At 67.6% G+C, this 16,463-nt stretch carries 13 protein-coding genes; 4 read left to right on the top strand and 9 right to left on the bottom strand.

Going from position 1 to position 16,463, the window contains the following annotated elements:
• Positions 1–4: 4 nt before the first annotated feature.
• The 4 genes from AC1DY7_RS14535 to AC1DY7_RS14520 all read right to left on the bottom strand — a co-directional run bounded on the left by AC1DY7_RS14535 (position 5) and on the right by AC1DY7_RS14520 (position 6,916).
• The gene (locus AC1DY7_RS14535; protein ID WP_477494372.1) at positions 5–1,507 is read right to left on the bottom strand and encodes a glutamate synthase subunit beta; all 1,503 of its coding nucleotides are present in this window, start codon (positions 1,505–1,507) and stop codon (positions 5–7) included.
• Complete coding sequence (gltB, locus tag AC1DY7_RS14530; protein ID WP_477494371.1) at positions 1,500–6,056, bottom strand: glutamate synthase large subunit; 4,557 nt, start codon at positions 6,054–6,056, stop codon at positions 1,500–1,502. The genes AC1DY7_RS14535 and gltB overlap by 8 nt, the downstream gene beginning before the upstream one ends.
• A gap of 82 nt (positions 6,057–6,138) precedes the next feature.
• Complete coding sequence (locus AC1DY7_RS14525) at positions 6,139–6,534, bottom strand: DUF2752 domain-containing protein (RefSeq protein ID WP_477494370.1); 396 nt, start codon at positions 6,532–6,534, stop codon at positions 6,139–6,141.
• Positions 6,524–6,916 (bottom strand): NINE protein, encoded by a 393-nt coding sequence (locus tag AC1DY7_RS14520; protein ID WP_477494369.1) that lies wholly within the window; start codon positions 6,914–6,916, stop codon positions 6,524–6,526. Before AC1DY7_RS14520 ends, AC1DY7_RS14525 begins: the two co-directional genes overlap by 11 nt.
• A gap of 189 nt (positions 6,917–7,105) precedes the next feature.
• Between AC1DY7_RS14520 and AC1DY7_RS14515 the strand changes: the two genes are divergently transcribed.
• The gene (locus AC1DY7_RS14515; protein WP_477494368.1) at positions 7,106–8,503 is read left to right on the top strand and encodes an HNH endonuclease signature motif containing protein; all 1,398 of its coding nucleotides are present in this window, start codon (positions 7,106–7,108) and stop codon (positions 8,501–8,503) included.
• A gap of 17 nt (positions 8,504–8,520) precedes the next feature.
• On the opposite strand, the gene AC1DY7_RS14510 is transcribed toward AC1DY7_RS14515, so the two are convergent.
• The 5 genes from AC1DY7_RS14510 to AC1DY7_RS14490 form a co-directional block, all read right to left on the bottom strand.
• Positions 8,521–9,294 carry a DUF1206 domain-containing protein gene (locus AC1DY7_RS14510; protein ID WP_477494367.1) on the bottom strand — a complete coding sequence of 258 codons (774 nt, stop codon included), beginning with the start codon at positions 9,292–9,294 and terminating at the stop codon, positions 8,521–8,523.
• 61 nt (positions 9,295–9,355) lie between these two features.
• Complete coding sequence (locus tag AC1DY7_RS14505) at positions 9,356–9,745, bottom strand: universal stress protein (protein ID WP_477494366.1); 390 nt, start codon at positions 9,743–9,745, stop codon at positions 9,356–9,358.
• Positions 9,746–9,811: 66 nt separating this feature from the next.
• A complete protein-coding gene (locus AC1DY7_RS14500) occupies positions 9,812–11,365 on the bottom strand; it encodes a tripartite tricarboxylate transporter permease (protein ID WP_477494365.1) in 1,554 nt (517 codons plus the stop codon).
• The gene (locus tag AC1DY7_RS14495; protein ID WP_477494364.1) at positions 11,366–11,875 is read right to left on the bottom strand and encodes a tripartite tricarboxylate transporter TctB family protein; all 510 of its coding nucleotides are present in this window, start codon (positions 11,873–11,875) and stop codon (positions 11,366–11,368) included. It lies immediately after the preceding gene.
• Entirely contained in the window at positions 11,872–12,852 is a 981-nt protein-coding gene (locus AC1DY7_RS14490) for a Bug family tripartite tricarboxylate transporter substrate binding protein (protein WP_477494363.1), read from the bottom strand. The genes AC1DY7_RS14495 and AC1DY7_RS14490 overlap by 4 nt, the downstream gene beginning before the upstream one ends.
• A 139-nt stretch (positions 12,853–12,991) precedes the next feature.
• On the opposite strand from AC1DY7_RS14490, the gene AC1DY7_RS14485 reads away from it, so the two are divergent.
• From AC1DY7_RS14485 to AC1DY7_RS14475, 3 genes are read left to right on the top strand one after another with little or no spacing between them, the layout of a single operon-like run.
• Positions 12,992–14,539 (top strand): sensor histidine kinase, encoded by a 1,548-nt coding sequence (locus tag AC1DY7_RS14485; RefSeq protein ID WP_477494529.1) that lies wholly within the window; start codon positions 12,992–12,994, stop codon positions 14,537–14,539.
• On the top strand, positions 14,532–15,197 hold the full coding sequence (locus tag AC1DY7_RS14480; RefSeq protein ID WP_477494362.1) for a response regulator: 666 nt from the start codon (positions 14,532–14,534) through the stop codon (positions 15,195–15,197). The genes AC1DY7_RS14485 and AC1DY7_RS14480 overlap by 8 nt, the downstream gene beginning before the upstream one ends.
• Positions 15,198–15,254: 57 nt before the next feature.
• Positions 15,255–16,457 (top strand): cytochrome P450, encoded by a 1,203-nt coding sequence (locus tag AC1DY7_RS14475; RefSeq protein WP_477494361.1) that lies wholly within the window; start codon positions 15,255–15,257, stop codon positions 16,455–16,457.
• Positions 16,458–16,463 lie beyond the last annotated feature (6 nt).

The raw sequence follows: 16,463 nt of genomic DNA, 5'->3' as shown, positions 1-16,463 counted from the left end.
GTCCTCACACAACGGCCAGTGGCAGGGTTCCCGGCCGCACCGGCGCGGGCAGATCCGACTCCCCCATCAGGAACGCGTCGACGGCGTGCGCCGCGCTGCGCCCCTCCGCGATCGCCCACACGACCAGCGAGGCGCCGCGATGGGCGTCACCGCAGACGAACACCCCTGGCGCATCGGTCTGCCAGTCCGAGCCACACGAGACGGTGCCGCGCCTGGTCAGCGCCAGGTCCAGCCCGCCCAGTAGGGCCATGTGCTCGACGCCCTCGAAGCCGATCGCCAGCAGCGCGAGATCGCATGGGATCTCCAGCGGCTCGCCGACCGGGGTGATGACCCGGCGCCCGTTGGCGTCGCGTTCGACCTTGACCTCGGCGATCTCCATCGCGCGGACGTTGCCGCGACCGTCGTCCACGAAGCGCTGGACGGCGACTTCGAACCGTCGCGCGCCGCCCTCGGCGTGCGCGGGCGAAGTCCGCAGCACCAACGGCCACGTGGGCCACGGGCTCAGGCTCTCGTCACGCAGTCCGGGCGGTTCCGGGTTGTAGTCGAGTTGGGTGACCGAGACCGCGCCCTGCCGGTGCGCAGTGCCCAGGCAGTCCGCTCCGGTGTCACCGCCACCGATGATCACCACATGCTTGCCCGCCGCGGACAGCTCCGAGGCGCCATCGCCCTCGCATTCCTTGTTGGCCGGCACCAGGTGCTCCATCGCCAGGTGCACACCGTTGAGGTGACGGCCCTCGACGTCGTTGTCGCGGGCACGCAATGCCCCCACCGCCAGCACCACGGCGTCGTACTGTTCGCGCAGCCGCTCGATCGTGAGGTCGACGCCCACCTCACAGTCGGTGACGAAACGCGTTCCCTCGGCCTGCATCTGGCTCAGCCGCTGATTGAGCGTCGCCTTCTCCAGCTTGTACTCGGGGATGCCGTAGCGCATGAGGCCACCGATGCGGTCGTCGCGCTCGTAGACGGTGACGTGGTGCCCGGCCCGGGTGAGTTGTTGTGCCGCAGCAAGACCCGCGGGTCCCGACCCGACCACGGCGACACTCTTGCCGGTGGAGATGGCCGAGGGCTGCGGTTCCACGGTGCCCGCCAGCCACGCCTGGTCGACGATGGTCTGCTCGATGCGCTTGATGGTGACGCTGCCGCCGGTCTGTTCGTCGGCGATGGACAGCACGCAGGCCGCCTCGCACGGCGCCGGACACAACCGGCCGGTGAACTCCGGGAAGTTGTTGGTGGCGTGCAGCCGGTCACTGGCGGCATCCCATCGGCCACGGCGCACCAGGTCGTTCCATTCCGGGATGAGGTTGCCCAGTGGACAACCCGCAGTTCCGGAGTGGCAGAACGGGATACCGCAGTCCATACAGCGCCGTGCCTGCTGGGAGACCTCGGCGGTGCGCTGGTGCGGTTCCTGTGATTCGTAGACCTCGTGCCAGTCCCCGACGCGTTCGTCGACGGCGCGCTTGGCCGCCTCCACCTTGGTGACCTTCAGGAATCCGGTGGGATCAGCCACGGCTAGCCTCCATGATCGCGGTGTCCACGTCGCGCCCTTCGGCTTTCGCCATCCGGGTGGCCTGCAGGACCCGCTGGTAGTCGGTCGGCATGACCTTGGTGAACTGGGCGCTGCGGCGGGGCCAGTCCGAGAGCAGCGACCGGGCCACGGTGCTGTCGGTGAACTGGGCGTGCCGCGCGACGACGTCGTGCAGCCACACCAGATCCTCGGGTTCGAGGCCCTGCAGTTCGACCATCTCGGTGTTCACCTTCGCCGGGTCCAGGCCCAGCACGAAGGCGATGCCGCCGGACATCCCCGCCGCCATGTTGCGGCCGGTGTCGCCCAGCACCACCACGCGGCCGCCGGTCATGTACTCGCAGGCGTGGTCACCGACGCCCTCCACGACGGCCAGCGCACCGGAGTTGCGGGCGCAGAACCGTTCCCCGGCCCGGCCGCGCAGGAACACCTCACCCGAGGTGGCGCCGAACACCAGGGTGTTACCGGCGATGACGTTGTCCTCGGGCAGGAACAGCACGTCGTCGGGCGGCCGGACGATCACCCGCCCACCGGAAAGGCCCTTACCCACATAGTCGTTGGCGTCGCCGACGAGCTCCAGGGTGATCCCCGGTGGCAGGAACGCGCCGATCGACTGTCCCGCCGACCCGGTCAGGGTGACGTGGATGGTGTCGTCGGGCAGGCCGGTGGCGCCGTAGCGCCGCGTGACCTCGGCGCCGAGCAGGGTGCCGACGGTGCGGTTGACGTTGCGCACCGGCAGTTCCAGCCGAACCGGGTGGGCATCCTCCAGCGCTCCCTCGGCCAACTGGATCAAGGTCCGGTCGAGCGCCTGATCCAATCCGTGGTCCTGATCCCGCAACCGGCGGCGCTGCGTCAGCTTGGCGCCGTGCGCATCGGTCGGCTGGGCGAAGATGGGGCTGAGGTCCAGCCCTTCGCTCTTCCAGTGCGCGACGCCCTGCGCGGTGTCGAGGACCTCGACCCGGCCGATCGCCTCGTCGAGGCTGTGGAATCCGAGTTCGGCGAGGTAGGACCGGATGTCCTCGGCGATGAAGCGGAAGAAGTTCTCCACGAATTCCGGCTTGCCATTGAAGCGGGCCCGCAGTTCGGGGTTCTGCGTGGCCACCCCCACCGGGCAGGTGTCTAGGTGACACACCCGCATCATGATGCAGCCCGCGACCACCAGCGGCGCCGTCGCGAACCCGTATTCCTCGGCCCCGAGCAGAGCCGCCACCATGACGTCGCGCGCGGTCCGCATACCACCGTCGCACTGCACGGTGATGCGGTCGCGTAAACCGTTGAGCACCAACGTCTGCTGGGTGTCGGCCAGGCCGATCTCCCACGGTGCGCCCGCATGCTTGAGGCTGGTCAACGGCGCCGCGCCGGTGCCGCCGTCATAGCCGGAGATGAGCACGACGTCGGCGTGCGCCTTGGAGACGCCGGCGGCGACGGTGCCGACGCCGACCGAACTGACCAGCTTCACGTGGATGCGGGCCTGGTCGTTGGCGTTCTTCAGGTCGTGGATCAGCTGCGCCAGATCCTCGATCGAGTAGATGTCGTGGTGCGGCGGCGGCGAGATGAGACCCACGCCCGGCGTGGAGTGCCGGGTCTTGGCGACGTTCGGGTACACCTTGTAGCCCGGAAGCTGCCCGCCCTCACCGGGTTTGGCTCCCTGAGCCATCTTGATCTGGATGTCGGTGGCGTTCACCAGGTAGTCGCTGGTGACACCGAACCGGCCCGACGCCACCTGCTTGACGGCACTGCGCCGCTTCGGGTCGTACAGCCGGTCGACGTCTTCACCTCCCTCGCCACTGTTGGACCGCCCGCCGATGCTGTTCATGGCGATGGCCATGGTCTCGTGCGCCTCGGCGGAGATCGAGCCGTAGCTCATCGCCCCGGTGTTGAACCGGGCCACGATCGAGTCGACGGGTTCGACGTCCTCCAGCGCGACCGGCGGCCGGACGCCCTGCTTGAACTCGAACAACCCGCGCAGCGCACCGCCCTCGCGGTTGAGCCGGTTCACTTCGTCGGAGTACTGGGCGAAGATGTCGCGGCGGGCGGTGCGGGTCGAATGCTGCAGCAGGAACACCACTTCCGGGGTGAACAGGTGCAGCTCTCCTTCCCGGCGGAAGGCGTATTCGCCACCCACCTCGAGCCGGCGGTGCACCCGCTCGGTGGGGTTCTCCGGGTAGGCCCGGCGGTGCCGCAGCTTGACCTCCTCGGCGAGCACGTCCAGGCCGACCCCACCGAGCTGGCTGGGGGTGCCCGCGAAGTACTCGTCGATGATGTCGCGGTTGATGCCGATGGCCTCGAACGCCTGCGCACCGGTGTAGGACGCGACGGTCGAGATGCCCATCTTGCTCATCACCTTCATGACGCCCTTGCCCAGCGCCTTGAGGTAGTTGCGCACCGCGGTGCCCGGCTCGATGCCGGTCAGCTCGCCCTCGCGGATCAGGTCCTCGATGGATTCAAAGGCCAGGTAGGGGTTGACCGCCGCGGCGCCGAAGCCGATGAGCATGGCGATGTGGTGCACTTCGCGGGCGTCACCGCTTTCCACCACCAGGGCGACGCTGGTGCGTTCCTTGGTGCGGACCAGATGGTGGTGCACCGCCGAAACCGCCAGCAGGGACGGGATGGGCGCCTTGGTGTGATCGGAGTCGCGATCCGAGATGACCAGTGTGCGGGCACCTTTCGCGATGGCCTCACAGGCCCGGGCCCGCAGGTCCTCCAGCGCCTCGGCCAGGCCTTCGCCACCGCGTTCGACGTCGTAGAGGGCCCGCAGCACCGCGGTGCGCAGGCCGGGCTGCTCACCGTCGTCGTTGATGTGCACGATCTTGCTGAGCTCGTCGTTGTCGAGCACCGGCCAGGCCAACATGATCTGGCGCACCGAGGCCGCGGTCGGCTCCAGCAGGTTCTGTTCGGGGCCCATGACCCGTCCCATCGAGGTGACCACCGCCTCGCGGATGGCATCCAGGGGCGGGTTGGTCACCTGGGCGAAGAGTTCGACGAAGTAGTCGTAGAGCAACCGGGACCGTTGCGAGAGAACCGCCGTCGGGGTGTCGGTGCCCATCGAGCCGAGCGGTTCGCCACCGGAAGCGGCCATCGGGGTGAGCAGGATGCGCAGCTCTTCCTCGGTGTACCCGAAGGACACCTGCCGGCGCACCACGGACTCGTGGTTCGGCTGCACGCGAGCACGATCCGGCAGTGTGGCGAGGTCGAGCAGACCGGCGTGCAGCCATTCGTCGTACGCCTCGGACGAGGCCAGTTGGTCCTTGATCTCGTCGTCGGACACGATGCGGCCGGCGGCCGTGTCGATGAGGAACATCTTGCCGGGCTCCAAGCGGCCCTTGGCGACGACCTCGCCGCTGGGAATGTCGAGCACGCCGCTCTCGCTGGCCAGGATGATGCGGTCGTCCATGGTGCGCCACCACCGTCCGGGCCGCAATCCGTTGCGGTCCAGCACCGCACCGACGACCGTGCCGTCGGTGAAGGTGACGCACGCCGGCCCGTCCCAGGGCTCCATCAATGATGCGTGGAATTGCCAGAAGGCCCGCCGCTGCGGGCTCATCGTGGTGTTGTTCTCCCATGCCTCCGGGATCATCATCAGCACGGCATGCGGCAGGCTGCGCCCGCCCAGGTGCAGCAGTTCCAGCACCTGGTCGAACGAGGCGGAGTCCGACCCGTCGCGGGAGCAGATGGGCGAAAGCCGGCTCAGGTCACCGGGAATGAGGGCGCTGTCCAGCTTGGCCTCGCGGGCGTGCATCCGGTTGCGGTTGCCGCGCACGGTGTTGATCTCACCGTTGTGGGCGACGAAGCGGAACGGGTGCGCCAGTGGCCACGACGGGAAGGTGTTGGTGGAGAAACGGCTGTGCACGATGGCGATGGCACTTCGACAGCGCTCGTCGCGCAGGTCCGGAAAGAACTGCGGCAGTTGCATTGTCGTGAGCATGCCCTTGTAGGCGATGGTGCGGCTGGACAGCGACGGGAAATAGACTTCCGCATCCTCGGCCCGTTTACGCAGCGGATAGACCCGCCGATCCAGATCCAGGCCGCCGATCCGGCTGCCCGCACGCTCCGGAGCCGTTACGAACAACTGCGCCATGTAGGGCATGCAACTGACCGCCGTTGAACCGACCTCGGCGCCGGCCGGGTCGACCGGCACCTCGCGCCAGCCGAGCACATCGAGGCCTTCCTCGGCGGCCAAGGCCTCGATGTGCTCGCGGGCGGCCGATCGCTGGATCGGATCCTGCGGCAGGAAGCAGATCCCGGCGGCGAAGGTGTTCTCCCCGTTCGCATTCGGTGCGGGCAACGCGAAATCGACCACCGCGGTGAGCAGTTCGACCGGCAGCTGCAGCAGGATGCCTGCGCCGTCACCACTGTTGGGTTCGGCCCCGGCGGCGCCGCGGTGTTCGAGATGCTCCAAAGCGGTGAGGCCGTCCGCGACGATGCCGTGGGTCCGACGTCCCTGGATGTCGGCGATCATGGCGACGCCGCAGGAATCGGACTCATTGTCCGGGTCGTAGAGGCCTTGTGCTTTGGGAAGTGCCGAGAACAGCAACGGGGTTACCTCCGCAGTATTCGAAATGATGTCGAGGGACTGCGTCGGCCCGAAAGGTCAGTGTATCAGCGCAGACACGTGTCTACCCACTGATAAACGTAGGGACCAGCGGGAACCCCGGCCAGTTACGCACCACGGTCCAGAGGGCCACTGCGGCGATGACGGTCACGGTGGCCGCGGTCGGCATCAGCTTCTGACCGCGCCGCCACCGCACCACCAGCCACGTGAACAACACTGGTAAACCGACGAGCAGAAAGATGTTGTCGACCACCGCGGCGCCGACATTGCCGGTGAGCATGTCATGGGTCATCCGCAGGCCGCCGCACGCCGGGCAGTCGAAGCCCGTCAGCATCTTGAACGGGCAGCCCGGAAACAGGAATCCCGGCCGGTGCGGGTCCGCGAGGCCGATATAGGCAAGGCTGCCCGCCAGCACCGCGCCGGTGCCGAGGACGCCGTAGTGCGCGGTCTTAAGTTCCATCACGCAGGGGGCGGCCCTGCGGGTCGCGGACCTTGTCGGTGAGCAACATGATGGCGTCGATGATGCCCCAGATGACCGCACCGAGACCGCAGGTGACGAGCCCGACCAGCAGTTGGGCGATGCCCAGGCCGGTGTACCCCAGATACATGCGTCCGATGCCCACCAGGCCGAACAGCCCGAGGAGCTGCAGCAGGCCGGCGACCACCTTGGACTTGTCCGAGAACGGCTCGCCGGTCAGCGGGTGCCTGCCGTAGGGCGCCATCGGGTCGTAATAGGCGCCCGGGTAGGCCGGGGGCGGGTACTGCGGCGGGTACTGCGGTCCCCCGGGCGGAGGCGGCGGGATGCTGCCCGGGTCGACACCGTAGGGCGGCTGATCGGTCATGGGTTCAGGATGCCAGAGATCGGCGTCCCGTCGAGGGCACACAGCAGATCAGATCCGACGCGCCTCCGGCACTTCGGCCGCAAACCGTGAATTCGGTTCTGTCAAGGCCTATTTCGTGATCTGTTGATGGTTTCGGGGGGCTGTGGATAACTGCGGTTCTTGTCGGTTGTTCGTACTAGTGTTCGAAGGGTGGAAGGTGTCGTTGATCTGGTCGCGGTGATGGACGAACTGTCCACCGCTGGGTTCGACGACGCCACTGTCACTGAATTGTTGGATGTGCAGACAGCGTTGGAGCGGGTGTTCCGGCAGATCCCGGCTATCCAGCATCGGGTGATGGCCGCGATCAAAACCCAAGCGGGCCCGGCTGATCTGGGGGCCCGCACCTGGCGCGACGCCTTGGGCATCCGGTTACGGCTCTCGGAAGCCGAAGCAGGCCGGCGACTGGCCGACGGTGAGGTGCTCGCCCCGCGGCGCAGCGTGACCGGTGAGCCGCTGGAGCCGCTGTATCCAGCGACCTCGTCCGCCCAAGCCCGCGGGGACATCACCGGTGAGCATGTCCGGATCATTCTCAAGACGATGCGCAAGTTGCCGGTGGGGGTGGATGAGCCGACCCGCGCCGATGCCGAGGCCCGCCTGGCCGGTTTCGCGGCGGTGCACGATCCGGGCACGCTGCGTGCGTTGGCCAAACACCTACTGGAGGTTCTCGACCCGGACGGGCCCGAACCCAATGATGACGAGGCCGCGGCGCGCCGTGAGGAGCGGCGCACGTTTGTCCTGGGTCCCCAAGACGAGGACGGCAACAGCGATTTCCACGGGACCCTGACCCCGGAGGGGCGGGCGTATCTGGAACCGGTGTTCGGCAAGCTGGCCGCCCCCGGGATGTGCAACCCCGAGGATGAGAACCCGTGCACCAGAGGCACCCCGTCGCAGGAAGCAATCGACACGGATACCCGCACGCGGGGCCAGCGCCAGCACGACGCGCTCATAACGATCGCCCGCAACGCCCTGGCCTCCGGGGAGCTGGGCCAACACAACGGGTTGCCGGTGACGGTGGTGCTCGGGGCGAGGGTGGCCGAGTTCGCAGCGGTGACCGGGCAGGCAGTCACCGCGGGCGGGTCGCGGGTCCCGATGCGGGATGTGATCCGGATGGCCTCGCACGCCTGGTGGTGTTTGACGGTGTTCGACGACGTGACCGGCCGACCCCTGCATTTCGGGCGGACCCGCCGCTGCGCGAGCCCCGATCAGCGCCTGGTGTTGACCTACAAGCATCGGGGGTGCACGTTCCCCGGCTGCCGGGTCCCCGCCTACGGTTGCCAGGCCCACCACGCAAAACAAGACTTCGCCAAAGGTGGGCGCACCGATATCGAACACATGGTGCCCGCCTGCGGCCCGCACAACCGCTACGTCACCGAAAAAGGCTGGAAAACCGTCATCCACCCCGACGGGACCGTCGAATGGATCCCACCAACAGCCTTGGACACCGGCCAAGCCCGCACCAACATCTATCACCACCCCGAACAGATCATGGGTGACAAGAACCAAGCCAGGACAAAGCGCCCGGAAACACCACCGGGAGCCGCGGCATGATCAGCCGTCGGCGGTGTTCACATGTCGCCGTGACGACTTCGCACAAAGCTGTACGCGCCGTACGCCGCGATGCCCATGGCGGCCAGCACCAGGAATACCTTGCCGAAGGGCGCGGAGCCCAAGGTCTTCACCGCGGCATCGATGCCGGACGCCTTCGACGGATCTGACGTGATGGTGGCAATGATCACCAGCACGCCCGCACCTGCAAGGGCCAGACCCTTCGCGATGTAGCCGACCATGCCCATCGGGGTGACGACGCTACCGCCGGTGTCGTCCAGGTCCTTCAGGAAGCGCTTCGTGGCGCCCTTGTACACGTGGTAGCCGCCGACGCCGATGACGACCAGCGCCACGATGACCAGCAGCGCGCTCCCCCAGCCGGACTGCATCAGTTGCGCGCTCAGTCCCGCGTTCTGTTGCCCGCTCGACTGGCCGCTGCCCATGGCGAACTTCGCGGCGGAGAAGGCCAACGCGAAGTTGACGATGCCGACGGCGGCAGCCTTGGCCCGGTCCTTGAGTTCGGACTCGACCACGGCCTCCACGAGATGCCACAGCCCCAAAGCGAACAACCCGACGCTCGCCACCCACAACATGACCGATCCGCCGGTCTGCGCGGAAAGCGCTGCGAGCGCGCCGGATTGGTCTGCGCTGCCGCCTTGACCGAAGGCCAACATGAGCACGATCCACGCCAACAGCAGGTGCAGCACCCCGCTGGCCGCAAAGCCTCCGCGCGCGATGCGCTCGAACCAATCGTTGTTGCGTGCCTTGACTGCCGCGCCACGGGTGTCCACCATGACCGGCGGATACCCCGGCGCACCCGTGAGCCAAACCGCTAATTGACGCGGATGTAGGCGCTCATTGCGGCGGTTTGACGGCCAAAACCGGCTTCAGGCACTCCAGCAGCAACTGCTGCGACACACTACCGAGCAGCAGTTTGCCGACGGGGCTGCGGTGCTTGATGCCGATCACGAGCAGTTCGGCGTCGGGGCTGTCCATCGCACCCAGCAGTTCCTCCGCCGGGTCGACGCCGACAGGCTGTACGAGCTCATAGGTGACCCCCGCAGCGGAGAGGCGATCATGCAGGCTTTCCAGTTCTGCGGACTGCGCGAACTGCGGGTCGGCGAGCGCGTCGCCCTTGGTGGAGTTGATCACCCGCAGCGCCGTATTACGCAGTCGGGCCTCTGCAATCGCGTGTTCCAATGCAGCGCTGCCGAACCGATCCTCGGTGTAGCCGACGACGATCATTTCTTCTCCTCGCGCAAGCGCTCGTCGGTGATCATTTCTTCTCCTCGCGCAAGCGCTCGTCGGTGCTCATGACGCCGAGCCTTCCTTCAGAGCCTTCTCCTGCTGATCGGCATCGTCTTCGACAATCAGCAGCGTCTCCTCGCTGCGATGCATCAGCCGCAGCACCAGCGGCGCGAGCAACAGCACGATCATCACGACATAGGTGACGATTGCGACCGGCTCGGTGAACAGACTCCCCCAGTCCCCGCCGCCGAGTTGCAGGCTCTGGCGAAGCTGACGCTCGATGCGCGGTCCCAGGATCACCCCGATGATCAAAGGCAGGACCGGCAGACCGAACCGGCGCATCATCAACCCGAGCAGACCGAACACCAGCAGCAGAGCAAGGTCGAGCGGCTGCACGTTCACGGCGAACGCACCGAGGGTGGCGAAGAACAGGATGCCCGCATACAGGTAGGGACGCGGGGTACGCAGCAGCTTGGCCCACAAGGGCGCCAGCGGCAGGTTCAGCACCAGCAGCAAGAAGTTACCGATGAACAGGCTGGCCACCAGCGTCCAGATCAGCAGCGGTTCCTTGTCGAACAGTGTCGGACCCGGTTGAATCCCGTAGGACACGAACGCCGTCAGCATCACCGCGGCAGTCGCGTTGGTGGGTAGGCCCAACGACAACATCGGCACGAGAGTGCCCGCGGCGGAGGCGTTGTTGGCCGCCTCCGGCCCGGCGACACCTTCGATGGCACCCTTGCCGAACTCCTCGGGATGCTTGGACAGCTTCTTCTCGGTGATGTAGCTCAGGAACGTCGGCAATTCGGCACCGCCGGCAGGCAGTGCACCGAAAGGGAAGCCGTACGCCGTCCCGCGCAGCCACGGCTTCCATGACCGTTTCCAATCGGCGCGGCTCATCCAGGGCCTGCCCACCGGGATGACGTCGGCGGGCCGGCGGCGCAGATGTGCAGCCACCCACAACGCCTCACCGAGGGCGAAGATCGCCACGGCGATCACCACGATGTCGATGCCGTCGGACAGCAACGGCAACCCGAAGGTGGCCCGCGGCTGGCCGGTCATGAAATCGATGCCGACGACGCCGATCGCCAGCCCCAGGAAAAGTGAGATGGCACCGCGCAGCTTCGAGCTGCCCAGCACTGCGGTCACAGCCACCAAGGCGAACAGCATGATCGCCAGATATGAAGGCGCACCGAGGGTTACCGCGAACCGCGACACGGCGGGCGCGAACAGCACCAGAAGCATCGTACCGATGGTGCCTGCGACGAACGACCCGATGGCCGCGGTGGCCAACGCTTGCGCGGCGCGACCGGCCTTGGCCATCTTGTTGCCCTCGATGGCCGTGATCACCGAGGAGGATTCACCGGGAGTGTTGAGCAGGATCGAGGTGGTCGAACCGCCGTACATACCGCCGTAGAAGATGCCGGCAAACATGATGAACGCCGCACTGGGACTGACGTTGTAGGTGATCGGCAGCAGCAGGGCCACCGTCATGGCTGGTCCGATACCGGGCAGCACACCCACTGCGGTGCCCAACAGCACACCGATCACCGCATACAGGAGATTCATCGGAGTGGCCGCCTCGGCGAACCCCTGCATGAGCCAATTGAAGTTGTCCATTTACAGAATCCCGTCCAGAATGCCTGCGGGCAGCGGGATTCCGAGCCCGGAGTAGAACGCGTAGAAGCTGCCGACGGACAGCACTCCGCCGATCACCAGATTGCGGATGTAGTGCTTGCTGCCGAGCACGGTGGCCGCGCCGGCGAACATCAGCCCGGCGGTGATCACCCAGCCCAGCGGTTTGACCAGCACGATGGTGGCCACGAACAGCGCCACCAGAAGCCCGACGGTGCGCCAGTCACTCGGCATATCGGGGTCGATGTCCTCCCCCGCGTCGGCCTCGCCGACAGAGCCGCGCGGTATCGCGATACCCAGGACGATCGCCAGCACCAGCAACACGACGCCGATCACCATCGGAAAGAACTTGGGCCCCACCGGATCTACCTGCGCGTAGCCGCCGGGCAGGGTGAGAGCGTCGTAGATCAGAAATCCACCCACGGCGACGAGCACCGCGACCACCAGATACTGGGCCTTGTCCACCCGGCCGGTACCGGATTCGGGCGCACTCACAACAACCCCAGTTCGGTCAGCGTCGAGGACACGCGCTGGTCCTGATCCGTCAGGAACTGCTCGAACTTCTCCCCGGTCAGGAACGCGTCACTCCATCCGTTGCGCACCAGGGCCTCCTTCCATGCGTCGGTGGCGTGCAGCTGTTCGAGCACCTTGACCAGCGCCTGCCTCGCCTCGTCGGATATGCCCGGTGGTGCCAGGACACCGCGCCAGTTGGTGAAGGTCAGGTTGATGCCGGCCTCTGTCAGCGTCGGGGCATCGATCCCCTCTACGCGTTCCGTCCCGGATACCGCCAGCACCCGAACCTGGCCCGCCTCAATCTGATCGACGTACTCGCCGAGCCCCGAGGTGCCCACGGCGACCTTCTTGCCCAGCAGTGCGGTGAGCAGATCCCCGCCGCCGTCGTAAGTGATGAAGTTGACCTTGCGAGGGTCCACCCCGACCGCGCGAGCGGTCTCCATCGGGAACAGATGGTCGGGTCCGCCAGGTGAGGATCCGCCACCGATGGTCACCTTCGCGGGATCGGCCTTCCACGCGGCGACCATGTCCTGCACGGTCTTGAACGGCGAGTTCGCCGGAACCAGAATGCCTTCCTGCTCCTCGACCATCTTGGCCAACGCTGTCGCGTTCGACGCGCGCGCCGAGGATCCGTTGGTGTACACCGCGCCGACGACCCCGAGGCCCATCATCATCATGAGGTCGCCGTTGCCCTTTTCGTTCATCAGGCGAGCCATGGCGACGGTGCCGCCGGCGCCGATGACGTTGAACACCTCGACGCGCCCGGTGATGTCGGTGTCTTCCATGATCTTCACCGCGGTGCGGGCGGTCAGGTCATACCCGCCGCCCGGGCTGTTGGGCACCATCATCCGCAGCCGGTGCAGGCCGTTGGCCTGTTCGCCGCGGGTCACCCCGCATGCGGTCAGCAGCAGCGCCACCACCAGCAGCACGGCCAGTCCCGTCTTGGAACGCACGGTCATCCCCCATCGTCGCTGTGATGTTCAGCAATACTGGACCCGCACAGTGATGTGGGTCACGCATGAGTTCGCAAAGGAAGTTGTGGTCGTTAAGTTCACGCGGGGGCACCTGCACGGGCGCAGCCTGGCCGGCCAGTTCCTGATGTTCCAGCTGCTCGTGGTGGCGGTCGTGCTGATCGCGGTGGCCGCGGTCTCGGTCGCGCAGTCCACCCGGGAATTCCGCGACGTCCGCGGCCAGCGGATGATCGCCGTCGCGGAGAACGTGGCGTCCACCCCGATCGTGCGGGACCGCGTCGACCACGGTTGGGCCGATCCGTTCGTCCGGCAGGTCCTGGCCCCGGAGGTCGATCGCGCCGTAGCCCTGTCCGGCGCCGGGCTGGCCGAGATCCTGGACCCCGACGGTCTGGTGCGGGTGTCCTCGGATCCGGGCCGGGTGGGCAAGCGCGTCGATATGTCGGCCAGCCGCGCCGACGAGGGCCGGGCCTGGTTCGGCGACGGCGACATCGACGACGTCCGCAGCCTGATCGGGCAGGTCCCGATCCTGGCGCCCGACGGTGTGGCGCTGGCGATCGTCTCGGTCAGCGAGCGCTACCCCACGGTGTGGGAACTGCTCGGCGGTGCCGGCGAACGGCTGCTGCTGTATCTGGGGCTTGGCGCGGTGTTGGGGCTGGCGGCGTCGTGGCTGCTGTCGCGCCGGATCAAACGGCACACCCGCGGGCTGGAGATCACCGAGATCGCGAGCCTGGCCGATCATCGGGAAGCGTTGCTGCACAGCATCCGTGAGGGCGTGGTGGCGGTGAATCCGGACGGTGAGGTGACGGTGCTCAACGACAGCGCCCAGGAACTGCTGGGCCTGGACGCCGGTGCCGTCGGCCGCCGGGTCGACGACCTCGGCCTGGGCGGCGCCGTCGCCGACTTCCTGAAGTCCGGCGAGGAAGGACACGACGTGATCATCGCGACCGGCAGGCATGTGCTGGCCCTGAACCGGCGCGCGGCCAGCAGCCAGGGTCAGCACATCGGTACCGTCACCACCATGCGCGACAGCACCGAATTGGCTGCGCTGCAGGCACAGCTGTCCTCACACCGCAGCGTCACCGATACGCTGCGCGCCCAGACCCACGAATTCGCCAACCAGTTGCACACCATCTCGGGGCTGGTGCAGCTCGGCGAGTACGACGCGGTCCACGACCTGGTGGGCACCTTGACCCGACGCCGCGCCGAGCTCAATGATGCTGTCACACGGCGTGTTTCCGACCCGGCGGTGGCCGCGCTGCTGATCGCCAAGACATCGCTGGCCGCGGAGAACGGTGTCACCCTGACGCTGGACCCGGACAGCCGGTTGCGGCCGCTGGCTCCGGCACTGGCCACCGACGTGATCACCCTGCTGGGCAACCTGATCGACAACGCGGTCGACGCGTCGGTCGGCGCATCGCGCGCCGAGGTGAGCGTCGCCGTGGACGACGCCGACGGACTGACCCTCACCGTCACAGACTCGGGACCCGGTGTGCCACCGCATCTGCGGGAGTCACTGTTCGCGCGGGGGGTCACCTCGAAACCCGACGTCCCCGGCGGCCGCGGTATCGGCCTGGCCCTGGTCCGGCTGGTCACCACACAGCACGGCGGCCACGTCGAGGTCACCGACGGACCCGACGGCGGTGCGTCTTTCGTGGTGCGGCTGGCCCATGCGTGACGTGCTGATCGTCGACGACGATTTCATGGTGGCCGACATCCACCGGCGTTTCGTCGAACGGATCGATGGATTCCGGGCGGTGGGTGTGGCCCGCACCGGCGCGGAAGCGCTGGCCGCCGCGGCCGAACTGCGGCCCGCGCTGATCCTGCTGGATGTGTACCTGCCCGACATGTCCGGACTCGCGGTGCTGCAGCAGCTGCGCGCCGCCGGCGACCGCGTGGGCGTCATCATGATCACCGCGGCACGTGAGCTGGACACCGTGCGCGGCGCGCTGGACGGTGGCGCGGCCGACTACCTGATCAAACCCTTCGAGTTCGACCAGCTGCGCGCCAAACTGGGCACCTTCGCGGCGCGGGCCGACGCGCTGGCCGCCGACGGCGGCGCCGACCAGTCGATGATCGACGCCCTGTTCAGCGGCACCACGGCCGCCACCGCGGCGGTGCTGCCCAAGGGCCTGGGCACCGAAACCGGGCAGCTGGTGCTCGACGCCATCCACACGGCCGGGGAGGTGTCCGCCGCGGAATGCGCCGACCTGGTCGGCATCTCCCGGGTGAGCGCCCGCCGCTACCTGGAGCATTACCTCGGCACGGGTCTGCTGGAACTGCGTCTGCAGTACGGCGCAGGCCGCCCCGAACGCCGTTACCGCGAGGCCGGATAGAAATTCGGGTATGCCGGTACGCAGTCCGGCCCATCTGGACGGCGCGACGCTGGAGGCATGAACGTCTTAGATGCTGATCTACCGGCGTTGGATTACGAGAAACTGCCCGACGGCGCCACCGCACACGCCGCGATCCGCGATGCCCATGACCGTGCCCCCATCGCCATCGGTCCGCACGGCCCCGAAATCCTGGACTACGAGCTGGTCCGCGCCGTCCTGCGGGACGATCGGTTCGCCGTGCCCGAAGGCCTTTTCCTGTCGGCGCAGGGCATCACCTCCGGCCCGCTCTGGGAGCGCGCCGTCACCAACCTGCTGAGCCTCAACGGACCGGCCCATCATCGGCTGCGCCGCCTGGTGGCCCGGGCGTTCACCCCGCGCGCGGCCGACCGACTACGCATCACATGCAGCGACGTGGTGGGCGAACTGGTCGGCCATGTCGAGGACGGCCGCTGCGACATGGTCGCCGACATCGCCCGCCAGTACCCGATCCCGATCATCTGTGCGCTACTGGGCGCACCCCGCGAGGACTGGAATCTGTTCTCCTCCTGGGCCGATGACATCTTCAAGATGTTCAGCTGGAACCTCGCCGATGACGCGCCGGTGGTCGAGCGGGCGTGGAACGAACTCGACGACTACGTCGACACGATGGTCCGCGGGCGCACCGATGACCTGACCGACGATCTGCTCTCCGACCTGATCCGCGCCGAATGCGACGGCGACCGGCTCAGCCACGACGAACTGCTCATGCTGGCCGGCGGCCTGCTGATCGCCGGCACCGACACCACCCGCAACCAGTTGGCCGCCGCCGTGCAGACGCTCTGCGAAAACCCCTCACAGTGGGCGCTTCTCGCGGCACACCCCGAACTGGCCCCGCAGGCCGTCGAAGAACTGATGCGGCACTCCCCCGTGGTTTTCGCCGCCATCCGGGAAGCAGTCCAGGACGTCGACCTGGCCGGCTACACCATCCCGGCCGGCACCTTCGTCGTCGCCAATACCGCAGCCGCCAACCGTGATCCCGCGGCCTACCCCGATCCCGAGCGCCTCGACATCACCAGGGAGGGCCCGGCCGCCATGCTGACCTTCGGGGGCGGCGTGCACTACTGCCTGGGTGCCCACCTGGCCAGAATCGAACTGGCAGAGGCCCTTACCGTCATCACCCAAACCATGCCGAACGCGCACACCACCGGTCCGGTGCCGTGGCGTCCGCTCACCGGAATCGCCGGGCCCGCACGGTTGCCGATCGAGTTCGACGCTGCCTGACAATCG

It is taken from the genome of Mycobacterium sp. P2_H7, assembly GCF_056403275.1.
Note: the sequence above shows the minus strand (reverse complement) of the source record. Positions and strands in the feature narration are given on the sequence as shown.